Consider the following 23,210-nt stretch of genomic DNA (forward strand, 5'->3'; position numbering starts at 1 on the left):
AAAGATAGCAAAAGGATTCATTCTTGTTTTTTCGCCATATGAGGCCATTATTTTTAGCAAAAAGATGGATTCCTGTTAAAAATGAAAAAGATTTAGAAGGAAATGCTGCGGCTTGTCGGTTGATGTCGAAAGGTGAACACTTCTCATCCTTTACGATTTTTGAAATTTCTGATAAGTTTAAGACAAAGGAAATTCATCACGTACAGCAGGGGGAATAGGGATGCACTATCGAAGGCTAGGCAGGTCGGGGTTAAAGGTAAGTGAAATCAGTCTTGGAAGCTGGCTGACATTCGGAAAAACAGTTGATGAGAAGTCAGCGGCAGAAATTATTCATAAGGCATATGAAGCAGGAATTAATTTTTTCGACAGCGCCAATGTGTATGAGCGCGGAAAAGCAGAGGTTGTTATGTCGCGGGCACTTAAATCGTTTCCGAGGGATTCATATGTTCTGACGACAAAGGCATTCTGGCCAATGGGTGACGGTCCGAACGATAAGGGGTTATCAAGAAAGCATATTATGGAACAGGTTCATGCAAGCTTAAAGCGGATGGACCTCGAATATGTCGATATTTTTTACTGTCACAGATATGATCAGGAAACACCGCTTGATGAAACATTGAGGGCCATTGACGACCTTATCCGCCAGGGAAAGATTCTGTATGCAGGAGTTAGCGAATGGACAGCTGCGCAAATACAGGAAGCTATGAGTGTGTCTGACCGCTATCTGCTTGACCGGATTGTCGTCAATCAGCCGCAGTACAATATGTTTCACCGGGATATTGAGGAAGAAATCATTCCAATGTGCGAAAACGCAGGAGTTTCACAAGTCGTGTGGTCACCGCTTGCCCAAGGGATTTTAACTGGTAAGTATAAAGAAGGTTTAATCCCTAAAGGAAGCCGTGCATCCGGTGAAAACGTAAATTCATGGATGAAAAAAATCCTGAATGATATGGTGAACCGAAAAGTGGAGCTTCTCGATCAGCTTGCAAAGGAACATGACATCACACTTGCACAGCTTGCCCTTGCGTGGACGCTTAGGCAGCATAACGTGGCAAGCACGCTTGTCGGTGCTTCTCACCCTGAGCAGATCATCGAAAATGCGAAGGCATCGGACGTTGCATTAGGGTATAGTGCACTGCAGCGTATTGAAGAGATCATCACAAGCTGAGGTTTTACATATGGAAAAAAAGAGTGAAAAGCAGATGCTTTTCACTCTTTTTCGGATAAGGGAAGTGCAATGGTCACTTCTGTCCCTTTATTTAATTCACTGTCAATGGCAATTGTCCCTTTGTACATGGAGATGATGCGCTTGCACACAACTAGTCCAAGGCCAGTGCCGGTATCTTTCATAGTAAAGAAGGGGTGAAAGATTTGAGAAATGATATCCTCTGGTATGCCTTTTCCGGTGTCGGTTACTTTAATCACCGCGAAATCTCCCTGTTTTTGCACTTCAATGGTTAATTTACCCTCATTTTTTTCGATTGCTTCTAATGAATTTTTCGCTAAATTCAGCAGCACCTGTTTAATATGATCCTTGGTGCAATTGATGAGAAGGGGTTCTTTATATAACCGGATATCCATTTCTGCATTATAAAGGTTGGCTTCTGACCCGAGAAGAGGGGATAGTTCAAGCACAATCGCATTTATATCATGGTCGGCGTGGTGATGCGCAGTCGGTTTCCCAAGCACTAAAAACTCGCTGACAATTTCATTGATGCGCTGAATCTCTTTATCGATGACAGAGAAATAAAATTGATCTTCAGAGTCCTGATATTTTTCCTGCAAAAGCTGAATAAACCCTTTTACACCTGTCAGCGGATTTCTTATTTCGTGGGCAGTGCTTGCTGCAAGCATTCCGACAAGTTCCACTTTTTGAGCATCCATTTGACTTTGTTCAATCTGAGCTTTTCTTTTTAAAAGGAAATTTTGAATGAGAATAAAAATGATGTTTAAAATTCCGAACGTGATCAGCATGTAAATCATGATGTCTTTTACATGATCGAGGCTTATCTTTGAATCTGGCGTTCCCTCAAGCCGCCAAGAGATCTGATCAAGGTAAACCCGCACCGGCTCAACTTTGGATGCTTCATTCTCGTTACTGGAGGCAAACAGAACATGATTGCTGTCATCAACTACTTTAATATTCAATCTCGGACTGATGACGTTGATGATATTCTGCAGATAATCTACTTTTAGCGCTGCGACTAATAAGTTCGCCACTTCGCCATTCTCATCAAAAATCGGTGTGCAAATCGAAACGATATAATCACCTGTAATATTTCCGAAGTAGGCATCTGATACTGTCGATTGTTTTGTTGCCAGAGCACTCTTAAAAAAAGCGCGGTGCTGAAGGTTGACGGTTTTCATCAGTTGCGTTGAACCTGCTGAAATGTCGCCATTTTTTTTTACAAAATAAAGACCTGAAAAACGGGGCTCCTGATCATGCGCCTGTGTCAGCACACGCTGAATTTTATCCCTGTCCGTTTCTTCTTCAAGAACAAGCGCCATTGATTCCAGTCTTGCTTTTGTATCCTGAATCAAACTATCAATCTGATTTTTATGAACGTTGATCATAAAAGCTGCTTCAGAGCGATATGAATCCATGATTTTATCTTTTTGGTAATAATAAATGCCCGTATTGATAAATAGGGATGGAATCAGCACGATCATAAGATAGATCGATGCTTTTTTAAATCTATTAGGATCTTTCAGCAAAGTTATCGCCCCAAATAAGAGATTGCCCGGTTATGAGCATACTATACGAATTATAAACCATTTAATTGGAATGTACTAGGAAAGAAGGAGAGAAAACGCTTTGCCATAAAACCTATTTTCTTCTATTGTAGAGAACTTGAAAGTTAGGTATGATGGAAAGAAAAGGGAGGGGTTTCTCATAGAAACAGTGAGATTGACGATCTTGCAGACAAGTGATTTACATGGTCATATTCTTCCGCTTGTTTACAGTACAAACGAGGAAGATTGCCTCGGTCTTGCAAAAATTTCAACCATCATTAACAAAGAGAGAACTGAATGTGAAAACGTCCTTCTCATTGATAATGGAGATTGCATCCAGGGAACCCCGCTTACGTATTATTATGCAAAAAAAGCTCCAGATCAGCAGAACCCTGTCATTGCAGCAATGAATGCGACCGGATATGATGCGGCAGTAATCGGCAATCATGAGTTCAATTACAGCAGTGATTTTTTGAAAAAGCTGCCGGGCAATCGGAATTCCCATGGCTGTCAGCTAATATCATAGAAAACGGCGAGCCTCTATTCGGCAAACCCTATATAATGAAAAGATACAGCGGTGTAAAGGTTGCGGTGCTTGGGGTAACAACCCATTATATCCCGAATTGGGAGGACCCGAAGCATATTGAAAAGCTCTCCTTTCACGATGCCTTTGAATCAGCTATGTATTGGACCGAATACATAAGAAAGAATGAGTCGCCTGACCTGCTGATTGTCTCATACCACGGCGGTTTTGAACGCAATCTTGAAACTGGAGAGCCGACTGAAGCACTGACCGGCGAAAATCAGGCCTATCAATTTTGCCATGAGATTGATGGAATAGATGTGCTGCTCACCGGACATCAGCACCGGTCCATTTCAGGCGAATTAAATGGAGTAACTGTTATTCAGCCTGGGTTTAATGGGCGATTTGCCGGAAAGATTGACGTAACCTTCGAAGTTGATGACAACGGAGTTTATCTTAAAGAGAAAAAACCAGAGCTTGTAGACCTGAGCTTAATTGAAACAGATCAGAGGATCCTGGAGTTGATGCAGCCCTTCGAAATAGAAACACAAAAATGGCTGGATCAGCCAATTGGAAAAATTACCGGGAATATGGAGATTAAAGACCCTTTCGCTGCCCGGATGGAGAAAACAGCTTTTATTGAATTTATTAATAAGGTACAAATGGATGCAGCAGGAACGGATATTTCTAACACGGCTCTTTTTGATAATGCATCAAGAGGCTTTCCTGAAAACCCCACCATGCGGGATATTGTATCAAACTATATCTATCCAAACACCTTAAAGGTTCTTCGCTTAAAAGGAAGCGACATTAAAGCGGCTCTTGAACGTTCAGCTTCATACTTTATGTGCGGAGAGGACGGCGCAGTCATTGTGAATCCGAAGTTTCAGGACCCGAAGCCCCAGCATTATAACTATGACATGTGGGACGGAATTGAGTACATACTTGATGTCTCAAAACCAATCGGCGAGCGGACCGTGCTTTTAGAGAAAAATGGGAAACCGCTTGATCTTGGGGGCGACTATGACGTAGTGATGAATAACTACCGGGCCTCAGGCGGAGGAGAATACACCATGTTTAAAAGAAAAGAAGTCATCAAAGAAGTTCCTGTTGATATGTCTGAGCTGATCGCGAACTATTTACTGGAGAAAAAAGAAGTACATGCATCTCTAAATCCGAATTGGAAGGTCATTTGCTCATAAGATTCATTGGCCATATTGACAATTCAGCATCCATTTTGTATCATTATTATTTAGAATTCAAGATATTTAGTTATCGAAGGATTGATGAAAATGAAAGATCAACAGCAAATTGAACAATCGTTAAAATTATTTATTGTTTTATCCCGTGCGCACCGCGCGATTAATGATCAAGTAAACAAGCACATCTCAAGCTTCGGGCTCAATCCGACTGAATTTGCCGTTCTTGAGCTTCTTTATCATAAGGGAGAACAGCCCCTGCAGCAAATCGGCGGGAAGATTCTTTTAGCAAGCGGGAGCATCACATATGTGGTAGACAAGCTTGAACAAAAAGGACTCTTGGTCCGAAAAGCATGCGAAAAAGACCGCCGCGTTACCTTTGCCCAGATAACGGATAAAGGAAAGCAGCTGATCGAGAGTATTTTCCCATCTCATCAAGAGCGCTTAGATGAAATTGTCGGCACGCTCACATCAGAAGAAAAGCAGACCGTCATTGATTTAATCAAAAAGGTTGGCTATCATGCTCGGGATCTTCAGGATTGAGAGACTGAAATAAAAGCAGCACGGAAAACGGCCAGTTTTCCGTGCTGCTTTTTTCTGCTCTTTTTGATTCGGAAATAGAGGAACCAAAGCCCCCGTATGATTCCACAAATCGGTTCAATTATGGAAGAAGGGGAAACAAAGCTCCTGTATGATTCCACAAATCGGTTCAATCCTGGAAGAAGAGGAAACATAGCCCCTGTATGATTCCCGAGTGCTAATCAAATCCGGAAAAAGAGGAATCAGAGTCCCTGTATGATTCCACAAATCGGTTCAATTCTGGAAAAAGAGGAATCAAGGCCCCTGTATGATTCCACAAATCGGTGAGTGCTGATCAAATCTGGAAAAAGAGGAAACATAGCCCCCGTATGATTCCACAAATCGGTGAGTGCTGATCAAATCTGGAAAAAGAGGAAACATAGCCCCTGTTTGATTCCACAAATCGGTTCAATTCTGGAAGAAGAGGAAACAAAGCGCCTGTATAATTCCCGAGTGCTAATCAAATCCGGAAAAAGAGGAATCAGAGTCCCTGTTTGATTCCACAATTCGGCTTAGTTCCGGATAAAGAGGAAACATAGCCCCTGTATGATTCCACAAATCGGATCAATTCTGGAAGAAGGGGAATCAGAGCCCCTGTATGATTCCAAAAATTGGTTCAATTCTAGAAAAAGAGGAAACAAAGTCCCAGTATGATTCCCGAGTGCTGATAAAATCCGGAAAAAGATGAACTAAAGCCCCCGCACCTAATAGAGCAAACAAAAAAAGCGTCCTCAAACGGACACTTTTCACTGGTTCTGTTCAATCGGAAGAATCAAAATCTCAACGCGGCGGTTTTTCTGCTGGCCTTCTTTCGTCTTGTTGTCTGCAACTGGATTGTACTCTCCAAATCCTTTTGCAGAGAATGCTCTTGGATCAAGCTTTTCATTTTCAAGCAAAAGCTTCATGAAGTTGACAGCGCGCATCACACTTAAGTGCCAGTTTGATTCATATTCCGCGTTTTGGATCGGCACGTTGTCTGTATGGCCGCTGACGATGATATTCCGCGGGGGATTCATGACCAGAAGTTTTGAAATTTCCTTCGCCAGCTGTTCATCTTTTTTGCGGATGTCAGAATTGCCTGAGTCAAAAAAGATATCATTTAAAATGGTGATCAGAAGGCCTTCATCTGTCAGCGTGGTCTTTAATTTTGTCTCAAGACTGTTTCCCGCAATGTAGGCATTCACTTTTTGTTGAATTTCTTTTAATTTCTCCTGCTCAAGAGTTTCCTGTTTTTCTTTGTCCGGGTTCTTTTCTTTTTCCTGATCAAGCTTCTCCATTTCGCCGTCGGGGATCGGACTTGGGTATTCAAGGACGCCAGTTCCGCCTGTAAATGTGCTGTTAAAAGCCCGGGCAAGCATTTGGAATTTCTGGGCGTCCACTGAGCTCATGGCAAAGAGGACGATGAAGAGGGCGAGCAATAGCGTCAATAAATCGGCGTAGGGCAAAAGCCAGGATTCATCAACATGCTCTTCCTCATGTTTCTTTTTTTTCTTTCTAGCCATCCAGACTCTCTCCTTCCGCGAAAAGCTGTTTTCTTTCGTGTGCCGGAAGATAGGTGGCAAGCTTTTGTTCAATCGCTTTTGGAGCCTGCCCTTCTAGTACGGATAACACTCCTTCGATCATGACGTATTTTACTTTTGCTTCCTGCTTCGATTTTCTTTTGAGCTTATTTGCAAAAGGGTGCCAAAGTACATAACCGGTAAAAATCCCCATAAGCGTTGCCACAAAGGCAGCTCCAATTGCTTTTCCCAGCTCATCCGTATTATCCATATGGGAAAGAGCGGCAATTAATCCGACTACTGCTCCAAGTACTCCAAGAGTAGGAGCGTACGTGCCCGCCTGTGAAAAGATAGAGGCGCCGGCTAAATGGCGTTCTTCCATGGCATCTATTTCTTCCGTCATGACATCGCGGATAAATTCAGCGTTTTGACCGTCGACAGCCATGCTCAGCCCATTCTTTAAAAAAGGATTTTCAACATCTGAAATCTTCGCTTCAAGAGCAAGCAGTCCTTCTTTTCTAGCAACCTGAGCCCATTCGGAAAACATCGGAATCAGTTCCTGTATGCTGTGTGATTGCTGTTCTTTAAAAATGACGCCGAACAGCTTTGGCACTCTTTTGATCTCGCTTGTGGGAAATGCGGTAACTACTGTTGCAATGGTACCCGCAATAATAATCAGCAAAGCAGCCGGATTTAATAAAACAGCAGGGCTCACACCCTTCATAAACATGCCGACACCAACGGCAACAAGGCCTAAAATTAATCCAATAAGCGACGTTTTATCCATACTCTCACCAAATCTTTCTTTCGTTACGTTTTGTTACTGTTTATATCGTCATCTTTTTATGAACTTTAAGAGGAGAATGAAAAGAGAAAGAAAGGAATCAGGACTTTTTTCTCGAATAAAGAGGAGGGGCAAATCATTTTTTTAAAGAGAGTGGGGAAATACATATGAAATTTCAGGAATACGAATACAAAAGACCGGTTAAAGAAGAGGTTGAAGCAGCATTTCATGAGGCTCTTGAATTATTTAAGCAGGCAGAAAGCTTAGAAAAGCAGGAAAAGGCGCTTGATCAGCTGAATGTCATCCGCGGCAATGTTTCAACAGCCTTCAATCTCTGCTACATCCGCCATACAATTGATACGAATGATGAGTTTTACAAGGAAGAACAGGACTATCTTGACGAGTTTGAACCGCATATTAAAGCAATGGATACCGAGTTTTACAAAGCGCTTGTCAGCTCAAACTTCCGCAATGAATTGGAAGAGAAGTACGGAAAACAGCTTTTTGCACTTGCTGACGCACAGCTGAAAACATTTTCTCCTGAAGTGCTTGAAGATTTGCAAAAAGAAAATAAGCTCGTGTCAGAATATACAAAGCTTATTGCCTCCGCAAAAATTGAGTTTGACGGAAAAGAGTACACACTTGCCCAGCTTGAACCTCTGATGGAATCTAAAGAGCGCGACACAAGAAAACGTGCATCTGACGCATACTTCGGCTTTTACGCTGAAAATGGAGAAAAGCTGGATGAGATTTTTGACAAGCTCGTAAAAGTCCGGACACTCATTGCAAAGAAATTAGGCTTTGCGAATTTTGTAGAGCTTGGCTATGAAAGAATGCAGCGCATTGATTTTGATGCAGCCATGGCGAAGAAATTCCGTGATCAGATTAAGGAATACATCGTTCCGATGGCAACTAGATTAAGAGAGCGCCAGCAGGAACGCTTAGGGCTTGATACTCTTGCTTTCCCAGATGAGAAGCTTCAATTTACAACTGGAAATGCCACTCCTAAAGGAGATGCAGAGTGGATAATCGCTAACGGGAAAAAGATGTACGAAGATCTGTCTCCTGAAACAAATGAGTTCTTTGATTTCCTGATTGAACGGAACCTTATGGATCTGCTTGCTCAAAAAGGAAAGGCAGGCGGAGGATACTGCACATATATTGAGGATTATAAAGCGCCTTATATCTTCGCAAATTTCAACGGAACAAGCGGGGATATTGATGTTTTGACGCATGAAGCAGGACATGCATTCCAAGTATATATGAGCCGTCATTTTAATTTATCTGAATACCACTTCCCGACACATGAAGCATGCGAAATTCATTCGATGAGCATGGAGTTTTTCACATGGCCGTGGATGGAAACCTTCTTCAAGGAAGATGCAGAGAAATATAAATTCAGCCATTTAAGTGGAGCGCTTTTATTCTTGCCGTATGGCGTAACGGTCGATGAGTTCCAGCATTTCATCTATGAAAATCCTGAGGCCACACCGAAGGAAAGGAAACAGGCATGGAGAGAGATTGAACGGAAATACTTGCCGCACCGCAATTACGAGGATAACGACTTCCTGGAAGAAGGCGGATTCTGGCAGCGTCAGGGACATATCTTTAATTCTCCATTCTATTATATTGACTACACACTTGCTCAAATTTGTGCCCTGCAGTTTTGGAAAAAGATGCATGAAAATAAAGAGCAGGCATGGGCAGATTATCTGCACCTGTGCAAACAGGGGGGAAGCAAGTCTTTCCTTGAATTAGTAAAGACTGCAAACCTGATCTCACCTTTCGAAGATGGATGTGTACAATCGGTCACAGGCGACATTCGAGAGTGGCTTGAGAACGTGGATGACAAAAACCTATAATGGGAAATGCCGTCAGCATATGCTGGCGGTTTTTTCGTAGGTAAGATGTATAAATCATCCTTATAAAGGCTGAATTCAAAACAAAGCTCTTCTATTAAAATGAAGAAAAGAGAGGAGAATTGAAAATGAAATTTGTGCATGTAATATTAGAGTGCAAACATCTTGAAGAAATGAAAACATTCTACACCGATATGCTGAAAATGAGATTGATAGAAGATAAAAGGGATCGTTTTACTGTAAAAGCAGGTTTAAGCAGATTAACCTTTATTAAAGCTGAGAATCGGTCCTATTATCATTTATGCTTTAGAACGAATGAATCTTTTTTTGATGTCATGTTTCAGGAATTGGAGAGTCTGCTGCTGCCCGGCGAAGATGGGGCAGTAAGCCTGTACTGGAAAGGAAAGCAGGCGTATTTTCATGATCCGGAAGGCAATGTGCTTGAAATGCTTGAAAGAAAGGAGGAGGTCCCGGATCTTCTATTAGAATGGCATGACATTGTGGAAGTCGGCCTGCCGTGTGACAACGTTGAACATATGCGGAGGGAATTGGCTTTTTTAGCGAATCAGTTTGAGTGTGAATCTGATTTGTTCGCTTTTCACGGAAATGGTGACGGTTCTGTCGTGGTGGTGAAAGAAGGCAGGCATTGGTACCCGACACAAAGAGGTTCGGAGATTCATCCGATTGTTCTTGAAGTCGAGGATAAGGCAGAGTTTGCGTACAGCCATCCTGTTTATCCATATAAAATTAGTGCAAAAAAAGAGTGCTGATCCTTGGGGCAGCACTCTTTTCCATTTTATTTAGCTTCTACAGAAATCTTATCATTTGAAAGCTTTACTACAAGTTCGGCCATCTCATTGCCGTCAAGCAGGACGTCAGCAATAGAATCTTCTACATGCTCTTGGATCACTCTGCGGAGCGGACGTGCGCCGAATGCAGGGTGATATCCGAGTTCAGCGATTTTTTCTTTTGCATCATCTGTGATGCTTAGCGTTATTTTCTGCTCAGCCAATGTTGCTTTCAAATCATCAAGCATAATGTCGACGATTTCAAGCAGATGCGTTTTTTCAAGTGATTTGAATTCAATGATGCTGTCAAAACGGTTCAGAAACTCCGGTTTAAAGAATGATCCGAGTGAATCTAATAAAGAACTTTCGTTTAAGGCTTCATTGCTTCCAAATCCGACTGTGACTTTCTTGTGGCCGATGCCGGCGTTGCTCGTCATGATAATGACAGTATCTTTAAAGCTGACAGTTCGGCCCTGACTGTCTGTCAATCTGCCATCTTCCATCACTTGAAGGAACATGTGCTGCACATCAGGATGTGCTTTTTCAATTTCATCAAGCAGGATAATGCTATAAGGGTTCCGGCGGACTTTTTCGGATAATTGTCCAGCTTCCTCATGGCCAACGTAGCCGGGAGGGGACCCAATGATTTTAGAGATCGAATGCTTCTCCATGTACTCACTCATATCAAGACGGATAAGTGAGTCGCGTGAACCAAACAGTTCAGACGCAAGTGTTTTCGTCAGCTCTGTTTTACCTACACCTGTTGGGCCGACAAACAGGAAGGATCCAATTGGCCGTTCTTTTGATTTCAATCCCGCACGGCTGCGGCGGATCGCTTTGGCTACTTTTTTAACAGCGTCGTCCTGGCCGATTACTTTTCCTGAAAGCTTGGTCTCAAGGTTCTTCATTTGAGCCTGCTCATTTTCCTGCAGCTTGCCGACTGGAATGCCTGTTTTCTTTTCAATGATTGCCTGAATATCTGCAAGATCGACTACAGCTTTGACAGGTGTCTGCATTTTCTCAAGCTTGACCTCTTCATCGCGCAATTTTGCAGCAAGCTCGTAATTTTCTTCCTTTGTAGCCTGAGCTTTTTTTCTGGCAATTTCAGCTAACTGTCCGCTGATGTCTTCGCCGCCGCCTGCTTGAAGGTTCTTTTTCGAACCGGCTTCATCCAGCAGGTCAATCGCTTTATCAGGCAAGAAACGGTCCTGAATGTAGCGGTTTGACAATGTGACAGTCGCTTTAATGGCTTCTTCGGTGTATGTCACCTCATGGTATTTTTCATATTTATCCTGAATGCCTTTTAAGATTTCAACGGCTTTTTCAAGTGATGGTTCAGACACCATGACAGGCTGGAATCTGCGTTCAAGCGCTGCATCTTTCTCAATTTGGCGGTACTCTTTTAGCGTCGTCGCCCCGACAACCTGCAGCTCGCCGCGTGCAAGGGCAGGTTTTAAAATATTGCCGGCATCCATTGACCCTTCAGCTGAACCTGCGCCAACGAGAAGATGAATTTCATCGATAAATAGGATAATGTTTTTCTTTTGCTGAAGCTCAGTAATCAATTGCTTCATTCTTTCTTCGAATTGACCGCGTATGCCTGTGTTTGCAACAAGCGAAGCCACATCAAGCAAGTAAACTTCCTTGTTTTTCAGCTTGGCAGGCACATCGCCTTCTGCAATCTTAAGGGCGAAGCCCTCAACTACAGCTGTTTTACCGACACCTGGTTCACCGATTAGAACGGGGTTATTTTTGTTTCTTCTGTTCAGAATTTCAATTAATCGTTCGACCTCTGCATCTCTGCCGATAACAGGATCAATGACTCCGGCTTTTGCCGCCTGCGTTAAGTTGCGGCCAAGCTGGTCAAGCAGACCGCCGCTGCCTTGTTTTTGGATTTGACCTTCCGCATTTCCTTGCTGCAACGGCTGTGATGGAGGCACTGGACCAAATCCTCCGCTTGGAACAGAGCTTCTATAACGTGCATAACAATCAGAGCAAATCATTACTTGGTGACGCTCCTGATTAATTTGAAGAGTTAAATGAACAGATGCTTTCTTAGCTTGACAATGTTGACATAGCATAGTGAAAACCTCCTGATAGATAATTTGACTTTGACTATCTTTGACTAATTAAGTTGTTAAAAAATCACCTCATTGGATGATCTTGATTCATATTATAGTTTGACCTTATTTGACTTTCAAGTATTTTGCTTAAAAATTTTCAAGTTACCTATTCACCAGGTGTTAATCTGATTTGCTTCAACGCTAAGATCAGGGCTGAAAAGTTCAAAACCGCATAGGCAGCACATTATCTGGGCTCCGACACTGGATAAGTGCACCATAACCAAGATTGCCGCACTAAATGTGGGCTTCGTCACGAAGGAAGTGCTTCAAAAGCGCGAATGCAGCACTTACTATAGCCTCCGTCACGAAGTAAGTGCTTTAAAACCATATATGCAGCACTTACTGTAGGCTTTAACACGATGTAAGTGCTTCAAAACCATATATGCAGCACTTACTATAAGCTCCAACACGAGGTAAGTGCTTTAAAACCATATATGCAGCACTTACTATAGGCACCAACACGAGGTAAGTGCTCTAAAACCGTATATGCAACACTTACTATAAGCTCCAACACGAGGTAAGTGTTTCAAACCGCAAATGCAGCACTTACTATAAGCTCCAACACGAGGTAAGTGCTTTAAAACCATATATGCAGCACTTACTATAGGCACCAACACGAGGTAAGTGCTCTAAAACCGTATATGCAACACTTACTATAAGCTCCAACACGAGGTAAGTGCTTTAAAACCGCGAATGCAGCACTTACTATAGGCTCCAACACGAGGTAAGTGCATCAAAATCGCATATGCGGCAATTATTGATGGCTTCTGCAAACCCGACTGAACCGCATTCAGGTTGTACTTCTTTCTTAACACCTTGTCTCATATACATGGTAAGAGTTCAGCTAACGCATTCATCGTAACGGGGGTAGAAGATGAAGAATCGATGGTTTCAGGTTGTTCAAATCGCAGCTGTATATGTCGGAACGGTTGTCGGGGCTGGCTTTGCAACTGGACGGGAGATTGTAGAATTTTTTACGCAGTATGGCCTGTTTGGCATACTCGGTATTTTAATATGCGGGTATTTTTTTATGCATCTTGGTGCAAAGATGATGATCATTTCAAAGCGGATCGGGGCAAAATCGTACCAGGATTTTAATCTGTTTCTATTTGGAAAGTCGTTTGGATTTATTATTAATCTCTTTATGCTGATTGTTTTATTCGGTGTAACATCCGTTATGCTGTCTGGTGCCGGGGCAATTTTTGAGGAGCAGCTCGAATATTCAAGGCAGTTTGGTGTGATTCTGACCATAGTGCTGACGATGATCGCCATGTCATTCGGCTCCAAAGGCCTGTTTAGCGTTAATATTATTGTCGTGCCGCTTTTAATTCTCTTCAGTGTGCTTGTGGCGGCATCATCTTTTGATGCCCATTCGTTTTCATCTGTTCAGCTGCACCATGCTCCATCATTTAAATGGATCATTTCAGCGATTTCCTATGCGGCTTTTAATCTTGCGATGGCAGAGGCCGTATTGGTTCCCCTTGCTCAGGAGATTGAAGATGAGAGTGTAGTGAAGTGGGGAGGAATTGTTGGCGGGGCAACCCTCACGTTTATATTGCTCAGCAGCCATTTTGCTCTGTCTACGCTTCCTGATGTGATTACGTACGATATCCCAATGGCTGAAGTGATGAAAGCCTCTGTTTTTTCCTTCTTCTTCATATATATAATGGTCATTTACGGGGAAGTTTTCACGTCAGTCATCGGTAATTTATTTGGTCTTGAACGCCATTTGGTGCGGGTGATTCCAATACCGAGGATGATCATTATCCTCATCCTGCTGAGCGGTGCTTTTTTTGTCAGTCAAATTGGCTACAGTTCTCTGATTGCCTTTCTCTATCCGATCTTTGGCTATATGAGCATCATCTTTCTGGTGTTAATGATGGTCCGGAAAACCCCTCATTCTGATCATAATAAAACGATGAAAAAGTAAGAATAATCAAACAATTTAAACATAAAGGCTTGATTATCATCATAATTATGAAGAAAACTGGCATATTTCCTGTTTGACTGCTGAAGTTGTTCATATTATGATGTTTTTAATATTATCTGAATTTTTTATATCTTCTAAAGAGGTGATGAGATGGGGTATTAACTTTTCATAGGAGGTTTTGCACCATCGTATGCCTAATAGATTGAAATTTTTCAGGAGGTGACTCCTTTTTCGTCTTTGGCGGAAGAGGGAATTTATTTGGACATAGTGAATTTGTTCATTATTGCGATTTTAATTGCTGCCACTGCTTTTTTTGTAGCATCGGAGTTCGCAATTGTAAAAATTCGAAGTTCCCGCATTAATCAGCTGATTGAAGAAGGAAATAAACAGGCTATATCAGCTAAAAAAGTAACAGATAACCTGGATGAATATTTATCAGCCTGCCAGCTTGGGATCACCATTACAGCACTCGGGCTCGGGTGGCTTGGGGAACCGGCAATTGGAAGACTGCTGCATCCTGTTTTTGAAAGGTTTGACATGCCGAGTTCAGGTGTTCAATTTTTGTCAGTTGCCATTGCTTTTGCCATCATCACATTTCTGCACGTAGTTGTGGGGGAGCTTGCGCCCAAAACAGTAGCGATTCAAAAAGCGGAGCGCATTACGCTTACCTTTTCAAAGCCGTTAATGGCTTTTTACCGTCTCATGTACCCAATCATTTGGGTATTAAATGGCTCTGCACGGCTCCTGACGAGCTTTCTGGGAATGAAGCAGGTCTCAGAGCATGAGCTCGCACACAGTGAGGAAGAACTAAGAATTCTCCTGTCTGAAAGCTATGAGAGCGGAGAGATCAATCAATCTGAATACAAATATGTGAATAAAATCTTTAAATTTGATGACCGCATAGCGAAAGAAATTATGGTGCCCCGCACGCAAATCGTCTCACTTGATATTGAAGAGACGCTGCAGTCGCATTTGAAGATCATCAAAAGTGAAAAATATACAAGATATCCCGTTGTTGACGGTGATAAAGACCATATTATCGGAATGGTGAATATAAAAGAAATTTTTACGGACTTATTTCAATCAAAACAAAGCGATCATTTTTCATTGAAAACGTATATTAGGCCTGTTATTCAAGTAATCGATTCCGTGCCGATTCAAGAACTTCTGCTTAAAATGCAAAAAGAGCACATTCATATGGCCATTCTGATTGATGAATACGGAGGTACCGCAGGACTTGTAACAGTTGAAGATATATTAGAGGAAATCGTAGGCGAAATCAGGGATGAATTTGATGCTGATGAAGTGCCGCTTGTCCAAAAAATCACGGATGATCAATATGTGATCGATGGAAAGGTATTAATAAGCGAACTGAACGATTTATTCGGACTTGAAATGGAAGACACAGATGTAGATACAATCGGCGGATGGCTGCTGACTGAGAAATACGATATAAAAAAAGGGGAACGGGTTGAATTCGGATCCTTTACATTTAAAGTGAAGGACATGGAAAACCACCATATCCGCTATCTCGAAATGACCCGAAAAAAAAAGGAGGATAGTTCCCCGCTTCTTCAGAAAGGAATTGCTGCTACACAATGAGATGCTTTTTCCAGCATCTTTTTTTTGCGTAAAAATCTGCGTCTGAGGATAAAATAAGCCTGAATCTCATAATTAAAGGAGACCGTTAATATGACTCAATCAAAAGGCCAAAAACAGAGACAATGGGACATCCGCAAAGAATCACAAAATGAGCACGGCAAAGTAAAGTCTTTTAAAGAACTCGAGCAGGAAGGCACTCAAAATAATAAAAAATAGGCCGAAAAAAAGGAATCCGAATGTTGCGGATTCCTTCTTTTCGCTTACTAAATGGAAGTATAAAATTTAGCGCTTCGATGTCTAGCGGATCCGTTCTGGCCGAGGAGCTAACCGGGCGCCTGCGCTTTTCTTACAATATCCGTTCTGTTTTTTCTCTGCCGCATGCGTTCGCAAGCTTTTTCAGCTGTTTATTTAACATGGTTTTATCAAGGCTGAGCCAATCCTGCTGTTTAATTCCTTCATAAATGTAGGCGGAAAAATCCCAAACCTCTTGTTTTATTTCATTCCGGTTCGTTTCAGCTACCAAAATTAATGCTTTCAGTACAGAAGCCATAACCGATACATCCTCTTTTCCGTAGTGACGGATCTGATAAAAACTTTCATATAAGTAGTCGGTGAATGTTGGTTTAGGCAGAACAATCCTGATTTGATTTTTGCTGTCGCGATGGTAAGGCGAAGGGGAATGATTTTTTCCGATCTTCGTCAAAATCTGGGCCAGGTGTTCCATACATGCAATCGCAGTCTCAGGATCATTTTTCCCTGGAGCAATGCCTCTAAGCGCAATCTCCGCAATTTTTTGGATGCCGAACTCAATATCATGCTTGGACTCATGATCTGTGTTAAAGGTAATAAATTTAAGAATTTCATCCTCATCTAAAGGCTCACTTTCTGATGAGACCAGCAGCAAAGGTGTATCCACATCGACATAATCCCCCTGATCTTTTGTAAACGAGATGACAAGCTGCTCTTTTTCCGCAAAGTCAATCAGTTCTGAAAGGGCGATATCCTGAATGTAGCCTTCATACCTGCTTTTTACTTCAACTGTTTTTTCTTTATCTAATGAGAAATCTTCTTCTGGATCGTCTGTTCTTTTTTTATCTTCTATAGAAGAAAGGGTTTCTTTTGTGATATTGGAGATCACATTGCCGACTTTTATCCATTCGGTCATATGGTGGATGAGAAAAACGAACATACCAACACATATAAAGGCGACGATAATCGCCAGGGTCGGGACGATAAAATCGTTGCTTGTTTCATTTTCCCTCACTTGATTAAGCAGGACGAGGGAATAAATATAGCCCCCGATAAAAACTCCAAGCACCCGCTGGATTTTTGAATCTGAGTTGAAATTGTGCATCGTCCGCGGCGAAAAATTAGCCAGGAACGTTGTCAGTACGACAAGCACAGATGAAAACGTAATCGTCGTCATCGTTAAAAGCGAAGTCGAAGTAGCGCTGAGAATGGTATGAGCAAGTTCCTTATCTGTTAAAAAGACAGATGGAATATGCTTGAAATAACCGTTTTCTGCAAGATATCTGTCTCCTGTCATACTCAGTACTGCAAGAATGAAAAAAAGAACGGCGTAGATGGCCGGTGTGATCCAAAAATTCGATTTCACTTTGACGAGAATCGGTTTAATAGGCATGATCTGTCCCCCTGTATAAAATAGATTGAAGTGTCTGGCCGTTCGTGGTATAGTATGAACGGTAAAAATATTGATAAATTCCGCGCAGTTTGTGCGGGAGAGGTTCTAGCACAACCCTCTATAAAAAACTAAGTATGAACTGTATCCAAGTGAGGTATAGTTTTTTAGTTGGGGATTTTACATGCTAGACACTTCTGAAAAAGTTCAGGGTGTCTTTTCTTATGCCGATTTTTAAATCGGGGTTGTGAAAGAATGCTCTCTTCGAATGAGGAGGACATATAGATGAAAAATGATAAAGCGCTCGTTGTCTTCAGCGGCGGCCAGGACAGCACGACATGCTTATTCTGGGCCATGAAGCAATTTAAAGAAGTTGAAGTGGTTACATTTAATTATAATCAGCGCCACAAGCTTGAAATAGAAGTGGCTGAAGCGATTGCAGATGATCTTGGAGTAAGGCACCACCTTTTGGATATGTCGCTCTTAAATCAGCTTGCACCTAATGCCCTTACAAGAGATGATATTGAAATTGAACATAAGGAAGGCGAACTTCCTTCAACCTTCGTTCCAGGCAGAAATCTGCTTTTCCTGACGTTTGCTTCTGTCCTTGCAAAACAAATCGGAGCTAAACATATCGTAACAGGAGTCTGCGAAACAGATTTCAGCGGATATCCGGATTGCCGCGATGTGTTCGTGAAATCTTGCAACGTCACCATCAATTTAGCGATGGATGATCAATTTGTCATTCATACACCGCTTATGTGGATCGATAAAGCGGAAACTTGGAAGCTTGCAGATGAACTAGGTGCACTCGACTATGTAAAAGAAAAAACGCTAACATGCTACAACGGTATTATCGCAGAAGGCTGCGGAGAATGTCCAGCATGTCACTTGAGGAAAAAAGGCCTTGATGAGTATTTGGGCGCAAAAGGAGGAGAGGCGTAATGCTTCAGCAAATGTATCCGCAAACTCTCCACCCGTACTCTTATGAGCTGAACAAAGATATGCAGATATCTGCAGCTCACTATGTGCCGAATGATGAAGCGGGCAAATGCCGCCGTCTTCACGGTCATACGTATTTTATAAATGTAACGGTTGCAGGCGATGAACTTGACCAATCAGGGTTCCTTATCAATTTTGCCCATATCAAGCAGCTTGTGCACGACCGCTTTGACCATACGATTCTCAATGAAAATGAAGTATTTGATGACAAAGATCCAAATAAATTCCCTACTACTGAAGTAGTGGCACGCACGATTTATGAAATCATTCAGCAGCATTTGGATACACTTGGACACAAACCCAAATGTGTCGGTGTATTTGTCCGCGAAACACCAACAAGCTATGTGATGTACCGTCCCAAGCAGGTGAAAAACGGATGAAGAAGTTTCCTGTTTTAGAAATCTTCGGTCCGACGATTCAGGGTGAAGGGATGGTCATCGGCCAAAAAACAATGTTTGTCCGTACAGCAGGATGTGATTATTCCTGCAGCTGGTGTGACTCTGCTTTCACATGGGATGGATCAGCTAAAGACGATATTAGACACCTAACAGCCGAAGAAATTTGGACAGAGCTGTTCGAACTTGGCGGAAGCCATTTTTCACACGTGACCATTTCAGGAGGTAATCCAGCTTTACTTGGGAACCTGAATGAACTGATTGATCTTCTTCACGAAAAGAACGTAAAAGTGGCGATTGAAACACAGGGCAGCCGTCTGCAGCCCTGGTTTGATCAAATTGATGATTTAACGATTTCTCCAAAGCCGCCAAGCTCAGGCATGAACACAGACTTCACTAAATTAGATGAAATTATTTTCTATTTAACGGAAAAAAACCGTCTGTATCATGCAAGTTTAAAAGTAGTTGTCTTTGATGAGCAGGATCTGGAGTTTGCAAAAATAGTACACCTGAAATTCCCGGAAATCCCATTTTACCTACAGGTAGGAAATGATCTGGTTCACGAACCGGATGATGGAAAGTTAATTTCTCATTTGCTTACAAGGTACGAGTGGCTGATTGACCGGGCTGTATCAGAAGAAGGTTTAAATAATGCGCGCGTACTGCCGCAGCTGCACACCCTTGTATGGGGAAACAAAAGAGGAGTTTAACTATGAAAGGAAGGCTGATTATGGCTGGAAGACAAGATTCAGAATTAACCGAGGTAACATTGCTTGGCAATCAGGGAACAAATTATTTATTCGAATACAGCCCTGACATTTTAGAATCATTTGATAACAAACACGAAAACCGCGATTACTTTGTAAAGTTTAATTGCCCGGAATTCACAAGCCTCTGTCCGAAAACAGGACAGCCTGACTTTGCAACTATTTATATCAGCTATATCCCTGATAAAAAAATGGTGGAAAGCAAATCATTGAAGCTTTATTTATTCAGCTTCCGCAATCACGGAGACTTCCATGAAGACTGCATGAACATCATCATGAACGATCTGATTGAACTGATGGACCCAAGATATATCGAAGTATGGGGCAAGTTCACTCCGCGCGGCGGAATATCAATCGACCCGTATACAAACTACGGAAAACCAGGCACAAAATACGAACAAATGGCAGAGCACCGCTTGATGAATCATGATATGTATCCGGAGAAAATCGACAATCGCTGATAAAAACCGAAATTATTTTCGAGCATAATTTGCTTTTTAAAATAATCCATGTTATATTTATTAAGAATTATTTTTGTTCGGTACGCAAGGAAAGAACAAGTGCTAAAACTTTTCACCTTTTGTTATCAATGAGAGCAAGGATAGTAACACAATGTATGCTAAAGCATACGAGGAGGCAACAACAATGGAACAAGGTACAGTAAAATGGTTTAACGCAGAAAAAGGATTCGGATTCATCGAGCGCGAAGGCGGAGAAGACGTATTCGTTCATTTCTCAGCTATTCAAGGCGAAGGTTTCAAATCTTTAGACGAAGGCCAAGCAGTTACATTTGACGTAGAGCAAGGTCAACGTGGACCTCAAGCAACTAACGTTCAAAAAGCTTAATTTTAAGCTGACATATAAAACAGTCTCTTTTATAGAGGCTGTTTTTTTGTGTGTATTTTTTTAGTTGCATTTGATGTAAACGCTTTAGAATGTTCAATTTGATTCATTGCGATGGGCTAAACTACATGAATGTATTCTACTTGTGTATGATTCCACAATTGAGATCATTTTGGGGAATAGAGGAATCAAAGGGTTGGAATGATTCCTCCATTGAGATCATTTTGGGGAATAGAGGAATCAAAGGGTTGGAATGATTCCTCCATTGAAGTAATTTCGGGGCATAGAGGAATCAATGGTCGGAATGATTCCTCGATTGAGGTAATTTCGGGACATAGAGGAATCAAAGGGGCGGAATGATTCCTTCATTGAGATAATTATGGAGAATAGTGGAATCAAAGGACCCGAATGCTTCCACAATTGATCAAATTCCCTGGCATAGTGGAATCAAAGTGTTGGAATGCTTCCTCCATTGAGATCATTTTGGGTAATAGAGGAATCAAAGAGTCGGAATGATTCCTCGATTGAGGTAGTTTCGGGGCATAGAGGAATCAAAGGGTCGGAATGATTCCTCCAATGAGATCATTTCGGGTAATAGAGGAATCAAAGGACCCGAATGCTTCCACAATCTTACAAATTCCCTGGCATAGGGGAATCAAAGATGTTGAATGAGGAGCAGTAAGCGGTCAAACTAAAGCGAAGGTTTATAAAGTAGAAGGTTTAATGGATAAGTGCCGCGGCATCTCGCCGAAACAATAAAAACCCCCGCTCAAATACTCTGAGCGGGGGGAGGTATCATGTTACAAGCTTTGTTAAATGGTTGCTTTCATTTTAGCACAGGTAAGCAGGATAACCTAATAAAAAATGATTATTTATTATTTACGCCCTGATTGGTGATTTGATACGGGTGACTTGCTCGTTTTTGGCTTTAAATTCTTTAACCTGCTTTTAATATAATCCTTCAGCATGTCACGCTTGCGTTTTTGACGCTTGTCACGGTTTTTCATATAGTCACCATCCTATTTCATAGAGATTCGACCTTTGTTCTATTATAACTCGAAACGAGGCGGGACAACATGCTTTTACCTAAATTCAAATTCATTCTCGCCGTCAGTGCGGTTTGCTTTGCGTACATATGAATAAAAAAGCTCCATCGCTTCTGTTTTAAAAGCTTTTGACAGTTCTTCAGAAAAATAATCATCTGGATTCAGTTCATATTCAGGTGTAACAATCTTCACTTCGGACTCTTCGTTCTGAATATAGTGATGGGTTAAGAGATTTGATGGTATCTGGATTTTTTTCGCCATGATCAGCACCCTCTCTGTTTGTAGTGAAATGTATTTTGTGTTTAGTTTATCATATAAGAAAATCAGTAGACAGGGGGATTAAGTATGGAGACTTTTACGCAAAGAGCGGTATTTATTATAAAATCGATACCTGCTGGCAAAGTGATGACATATGGACAAGTTGCCAGGTGCGCGGGCCAGCCCAGAGGAGCGCGGCAGGTTGTCCGCATTCTTCATTCGATGAGTGAAAAGCATCAGCTCCCATGGCATCGTGTTATCAATTCCAAAGGCGAAATCGGCATGAAGGGGACAGAATCCGGCAGACTGCAGAAAAAATTATTAGAAGATGAAGGCATTTCTTTTATCAGTGATTATCACCTGCATCTGGAGCGGTGGATCTATGATCCCGGGATGCAAGAAGGGGACTGGTAAATGAGCCAAAAACTGCTTTTGAGTTTTCTTTGGATAACGAATCTTTCCGGTTGACCGCTGCAGCATAATGATGTAATATACTACTACAAGCTGCATTGTACGTAATGATAATTAAGTTTTAACCTTTAAGCTGTAATAGGGAGTTTTATATCGCATCTGAAATGTCATGCCTCCATTTGCAGAGGAAGACAGGAAAGCTGCTGCAAACACCCACTTTGAGAAGTGGTGGTTTAAAACTTTCTTACGTAAGTTACGGCAATTGTGGCTTCTTTCTTTAAACATATAAAACCAGTTCCTACCTCAGGAACTGGTTTTTTTGATGTTTGGCTGTTTTTTGTTTTACTTGAGTGGAGTTTAATTTCTTATTCTTCCCCAATCTTTAAGTTCGACTTTATTCAACAAATCTTCCGAATCAAATGCACTCCATTATTTTTAGGAGAATTTACTTCAGACGATACTTCAAACGCCTCCATTTGCGTCTCGTCGAAGGGTTTTAAGAACGGACGCAGATCGTCTGGATCATGAAGGGAGGGGTCGAGCCATCTTGCTTCGTCTTCAGGCTTCAGGATGACCGGCATTCTGTCGTGAATGGAGCTCATCAGTTCATTTGGTTCGGTTGTGATAACCGTGCAGGAATAGATGGTTTTGCCATTCGGCGATTTCCATGATTCCCATAACCCAGCCATACCGAAGGGTTCACCTGTTTTCATTTTAATTCTCATCGGAGTTTTCCCGCCTTCCTGCCGTTTCCATTCATAGAACGAATCTGCCAGTACAAGGCATCTTTTTTTTCTGAAAGCATGTCTGAAGCTTGGTTTATCCGCTAATGTTTCTGCTCTCGCATTGATGGTTTTATATCCGAATTTTTCATCCTTTGCAAAAGGAGGGATGAGTCCCCACTTTAAGAACCCCATTCGATTTTGAGTCCCATCATTAATCACGGACAAAACCTCGTGGGAAGGAGCAATGTTGTAGCTGTATACATATTCATCTTCGTCAATGGCTGCGCCGATATGGAATCGGTCTACAAGATCTGCATACTCTGCGAATAAAGTGTATCTTCCGCACATGGGCATTCTCCTTTTTTTATGTAAAATAATACTGTTATCGTTCCCTATAAACAAGGTCAGTAAAAGATGCTTTAAATACTTATGAGTAATTTGTCGAAATATGGACTAATAAATGGCAGTTTTCTAGTTCTTCCGCTTCGTTTTTTCCTCATTACAC

Annotated in this window: 22 protein-coding genes, 1 other RNA gene, 1 pseudogene and 1 riboswitch; of the genes and pseudogenes, 16 read left to right on the plus strand and 8 right to left on the minus strand. The window is 41.8% G+C overall.

The window, feature by feature from the left end:
- Positions 1-23 precede the first annotated feature (23 nt).
- Both AC3ISE_RS07685 and AC3ISE_RS07690 read left to right on the plus strand, forming a co-directional pair.
- The gene (locus tag AC3ISE_RS07685) at positions 24-218 is read left to right on the plus strand and encodes a hypothetical protein (RefSeq protein ID WP_489223733.1); all 195 of its coding nucleotides are present in this window, start codon (positions 24-26) and stop codon (positions 216-218) included.
- 2 nt (positions 219-220) lie between these two features.
- On the plus strand, positions 221-1,168 hold the full coding sequence (locus AC3ISE_RS07690; protein WP_489223735.1) for an aldo/keto reductase family protein: 948 nt from the start codon (positions 221-223) through the stop codon (positions 1,166-1,168).
- Between the two features lie 41 nt (positions 1,169-1,209).
- Here AC3ISE_RS07690 and AC3ISE_RS07695 read toward each other — a convergent pair whose 3' ends face one another.
- Positions 1,210-2,715 carry an ATP-binding protein gene (locus AC3ISE_RS07695; protein ID WP_489223736.1) on the minus strand — a complete coding sequence of 502 codons (1,506 nt, stop codon included), beginning with the start codon at positions 2,713-2,715 and terminating at the stop codon, positions 1,210-1,212.
- Positions 2,716-2,893: 178 nt separating this feature from the next.
- Here AC3ISE_RS07695 and AC3ISE_RS07700 point away from each other — a divergent pair.
- Together AC3ISE_RS07700 and AC3ISE_RS07705 are read left to right on the plus strand one after the other, a co-directional pair.
- A pseudogene (locus AC3ISE_RS07700) lies at positions 2,894-4,458 on the plus strand (bifunctional metallophosphatase/5'-nucleotidase).
- Between the two features lie 90 nt (positions 4,459-4,548).
- A complete protein-coding gene (locus AC3ISE_RS07705; RefSeq protein ID WP_489223737.1) occupies positions 4,549-4,998 on the plus strand; it encodes a MarR family winged helix-turn-helix transcriptional regulator in 450 nt (149 codons plus the stop codon).
- 782 nt (positions 4,999-5,780) lie between these two features.
- On the opposite strand, the gene motB is transcribed toward AC3ISE_RS07705, so the two are convergent.
- Positions 5,781-6,536, minus strand: a complete 756-nt coding sequence (gene motB, locus AC3ISE_RS07710) for a flagellar motor protein MotB (protein WP_489223738.1) — start codon at positions 6,534-6,536, stop codon at positions 5,781-5,783.
- Positions 6,529-7,320: a flagellar motor stator protein MotA gene (motA, locus tag AC3ISE_RS07715; RefSeq protein ID WP_489223739.1), complete on the minus strand. Its 792-nt coding sequence runs from the start codon at positions 7,318-7,320 to the stop codon at positions 6,529-6,531. Before motA ends, motB begins: the two co-directional genes overlap by 8 nt.
- A 164-nt stretch (positions 7,321-7,484) precedes the next feature.
- Here motA and AC3ISE_RS07720 point away from each other — a divergent pair, with 164 nt between their 5' ends.
- Complete coding sequence (locus AC3ISE_RS07720; RefSeq protein ID WP_489223740.1) at positions 7,485-9,179, plus strand: M3 family oligoendopeptidase; 1,695 nt, start codon at positions 7,485-7,487, stop codon at positions 9,177-9,179.
- Positions 9,180-9,304: 125 nt separating this feature from the next.
- Positions 9,305-9,946: a VOC family protein gene (locus AC3ISE_RS07725; RefSeq protein ID WP_489223741.1), complete on the plus strand. Its 642-nt coding sequence runs from the start codon at positions 9,305-9,307 to the stop codon at positions 9,944-9,946.
- A gap of 26 nt (positions 9,947-9,972) precedes the next feature.
- On the opposite strand, the gene AC3ISE_RS07730 is transcribed toward AC3ISE_RS07725, so the two are convergent.
- On the minus strand, positions 9,973-12,045 hold the full coding sequence (locus AC3ISE_RS07730; RefSeq protein ID WP_489223742.1) for an ATP-dependent Clp protease ATP-binding subunit: 2,073 nt from the start codon (positions 12,043-12,045) through the stop codon (positions 9,973-9,975).
- Between the two features lie 916 nt (positions 12,046-12,961).
- On the opposite strand from AC3ISE_RS07730, the gene AC3ISE_RS07735 reads away from it, so the two are divergent.
- The 3 genes from AC3ISE_RS07735 (at position 12,962) to AC3ISE_RS07745 (ending at position 15,835) form a co-directional block, all read left to right on the plus strand.
- Positions 12,962-14,017 carry a YkvI family membrane protein gene (locus tag AC3ISE_RS07735; RefSeq protein ID WP_489223743.1) on the plus strand — a complete coding sequence of 352 codons (1,056 nt, stop codon included), beginning with the start codon at positions 12,962-12,964 and terminating at the stop codon, positions 14,015-14,017.
- A 258-nt stretch (positions 14,018-14,275) separates the two neighbouring features.
- A complete protein-coding gene (locus tag AC3ISE_RS07740; protein ID WP_489223744.1) occupies positions 14,276-15,619 on the plus strand; it encodes a hemolysin family protein in 1,344 nt (447 codons plus the stop codon).
- A 90-nt stretch (positions 15,620-15,709) separates the two neighbouring features.
- Positions 15,710-15,835 (plus strand): DUF6254 family protein, encoded by a 126-nt coding sequence (locus AC3ISE_RS07745; RefSeq protein ID WP_223441513.1) that lies wholly within the window; start codon positions 15,710-15,712, stop codon positions 15,833-15,835.
- Positions 15,836-15,965: 130 nt separating this feature from the next.
- Here AC3ISE_RS07745 and AC3ISE_RS07750 read toward each other — a convergent pair whose 3' ends face one another.
- Complete coding sequence (locus AC3ISE_RS07750) at positions 15,966-17,261, minus strand: DUF2254 domain-containing protein (protein ID WP_489223745.1); 1,296 nt, start codon at positions 17,259-17,261, stop codon at positions 15,966-15,968.
- Between the two features lie 93 nt (positions 17,262-17,354).
- Positions 17,355-17,399, plus strand: a riboswitch (PreQ1 riboswitch).
- A gap of 144 nt (positions 17,400-17,543) precedes the next feature.
- Between AC3ISE_RS07750 and queC the strand changes: the two genes are divergently transcribed.
- The 5 genes from queC to AC3ISE_RS07775 all read left to right on the plus strand — a co-directional run bounded on the left by queC (position 17,544) and on the right by AC3ISE_RS07775 (position 20,268).
- Positions 17,544-18,203, plus strand: a complete 660-nt coding sequence (queC, locus tag AC3ISE_RS07755) for a 7-cyano-7-deazaguanine synthase QueC (protein WP_489223746.1) — start codon at positions 17,544-17,546, stop codon at positions 18,201-18,203.
- Complete coding sequence (gene queD / locus AC3ISE_RS07760; RefSeq protein ID WP_489223747.1) at positions 18,203-18,640, plus strand: 6-carboxytetrahydropterin synthase QueD; 438 nt, start codon at positions 18,203-18,205, stop codon at positions 18,638-18,640. Before queC ends, queD begins: the two co-directional genes overlap by 1 nt.
- Complete coding sequence (gene queE, locus AC3ISE_RS07765; RefSeq protein WP_489223748.1) at positions 18,637-19,365, plus strand: 7-carboxy-7-deazaguanine synthase QueE; 729 nt, start codon at positions 18,637-18,639, stop codon at positions 19,363-19,365. Before queD ends, queE begins: the two co-directional genes overlap by 4 nt.
- A gap of 20 nt (positions 19,366-19,385) precedes the next feature.
- A complete protein-coding gene (gene queF, locus AC3ISE_RS07770) occupies positions 19,386-19,883 on the plus strand; it encodes a preQ(1) synthase (protein WP_489224290.1) in 498 nt (165 codons plus the stop codon).
- Between the two features lie 184 nt (positions 19,884-20,067).
- Positions 20,068-20,268 (plus strand): cold-shock protein, encoded by a 201-nt coding sequence (locus AC3ISE_RS07775; RefSeq protein WP_070876230.1) that lies wholly within the window; start codon positions 20,068-20,070, stop codon positions 20,266-20,268.
- Positions 20,269-21,140: 872 nt separating this feature from the next.
- On the opposite strand, the gene AC3ISE_RS07780 is transcribed toward AC3ISE_RS07775, so the two are convergent.
- Together AC3ISE_RS07780 and AC3ISE_RS07785 are read right to left on the minus strand one after the other, a co-directional pair.
- A complete protein-coding gene (locus tag AC3ISE_RS07780; protein ID WP_263596909.1) occupies positions 21,141-21,272 on the minus strand; it encodes a hypothetical protein in 132 nt (43 codons plus the stop codon).
- A 75-nt stretch (positions 21,273-21,347) separates the two neighbouring features.
- Positions 21,348-21,572 carry a hypothetical protein gene (locus tag AC3ISE_RS07785; RefSeq protein WP_489223749.1) on the minus strand — a complete coding sequence of 75 codons (225 nt, stop codon included), beginning with the start codon at positions 21,570-21,572 and terminating at the stop codon, positions 21,348-21,350.
- An 84-nt stretch (positions 21,573-21,656) separates the two neighbouring features.
- On the opposite strand from AC3ISE_RS07785, the gene AC3ISE_RS07790 reads away from it, so the two are divergent.
- The gene (locus tag AC3ISE_RS07790) at positions 21,657-21,983 is read left to right on the plus strand and encodes an MGMT family protein (RefSeq protein WP_489223750.1); all 327 of its coding nucleotides are present in this window, start codon (positions 21,657-21,659) and stop codon (positions 21,981-21,983) included.
- Between the two features lie 84 nt (positions 21,984-22,067).
- A non-coding RNA gene (gene ssrS, locus AC3ISE_RS07795) (6S RNA) lies at positions 22,068-22,255 on the plus strand.
- A gap of 123 nt (positions 22,256-22,378) precedes the next feature.
- Here the strand turns inward: ssrS and AC3ISE_RS07800 are convergent.
- Positions 22,379-23,053: an SOS response-associated peptidase gene (locus tag AC3ISE_RS07800; RefSeq protein WP_489223751.1), complete on the minus strand. Its 675-nt coding sequence runs from the start codon at positions 23,051-23,053 to the stop codon at positions 22,379-22,381.
- Positions 23,054-23,210: the final 157 nt, after the last annotated feature.

The organism is Metabacillus sp. KH_069, from assembly GCF_057838075.1.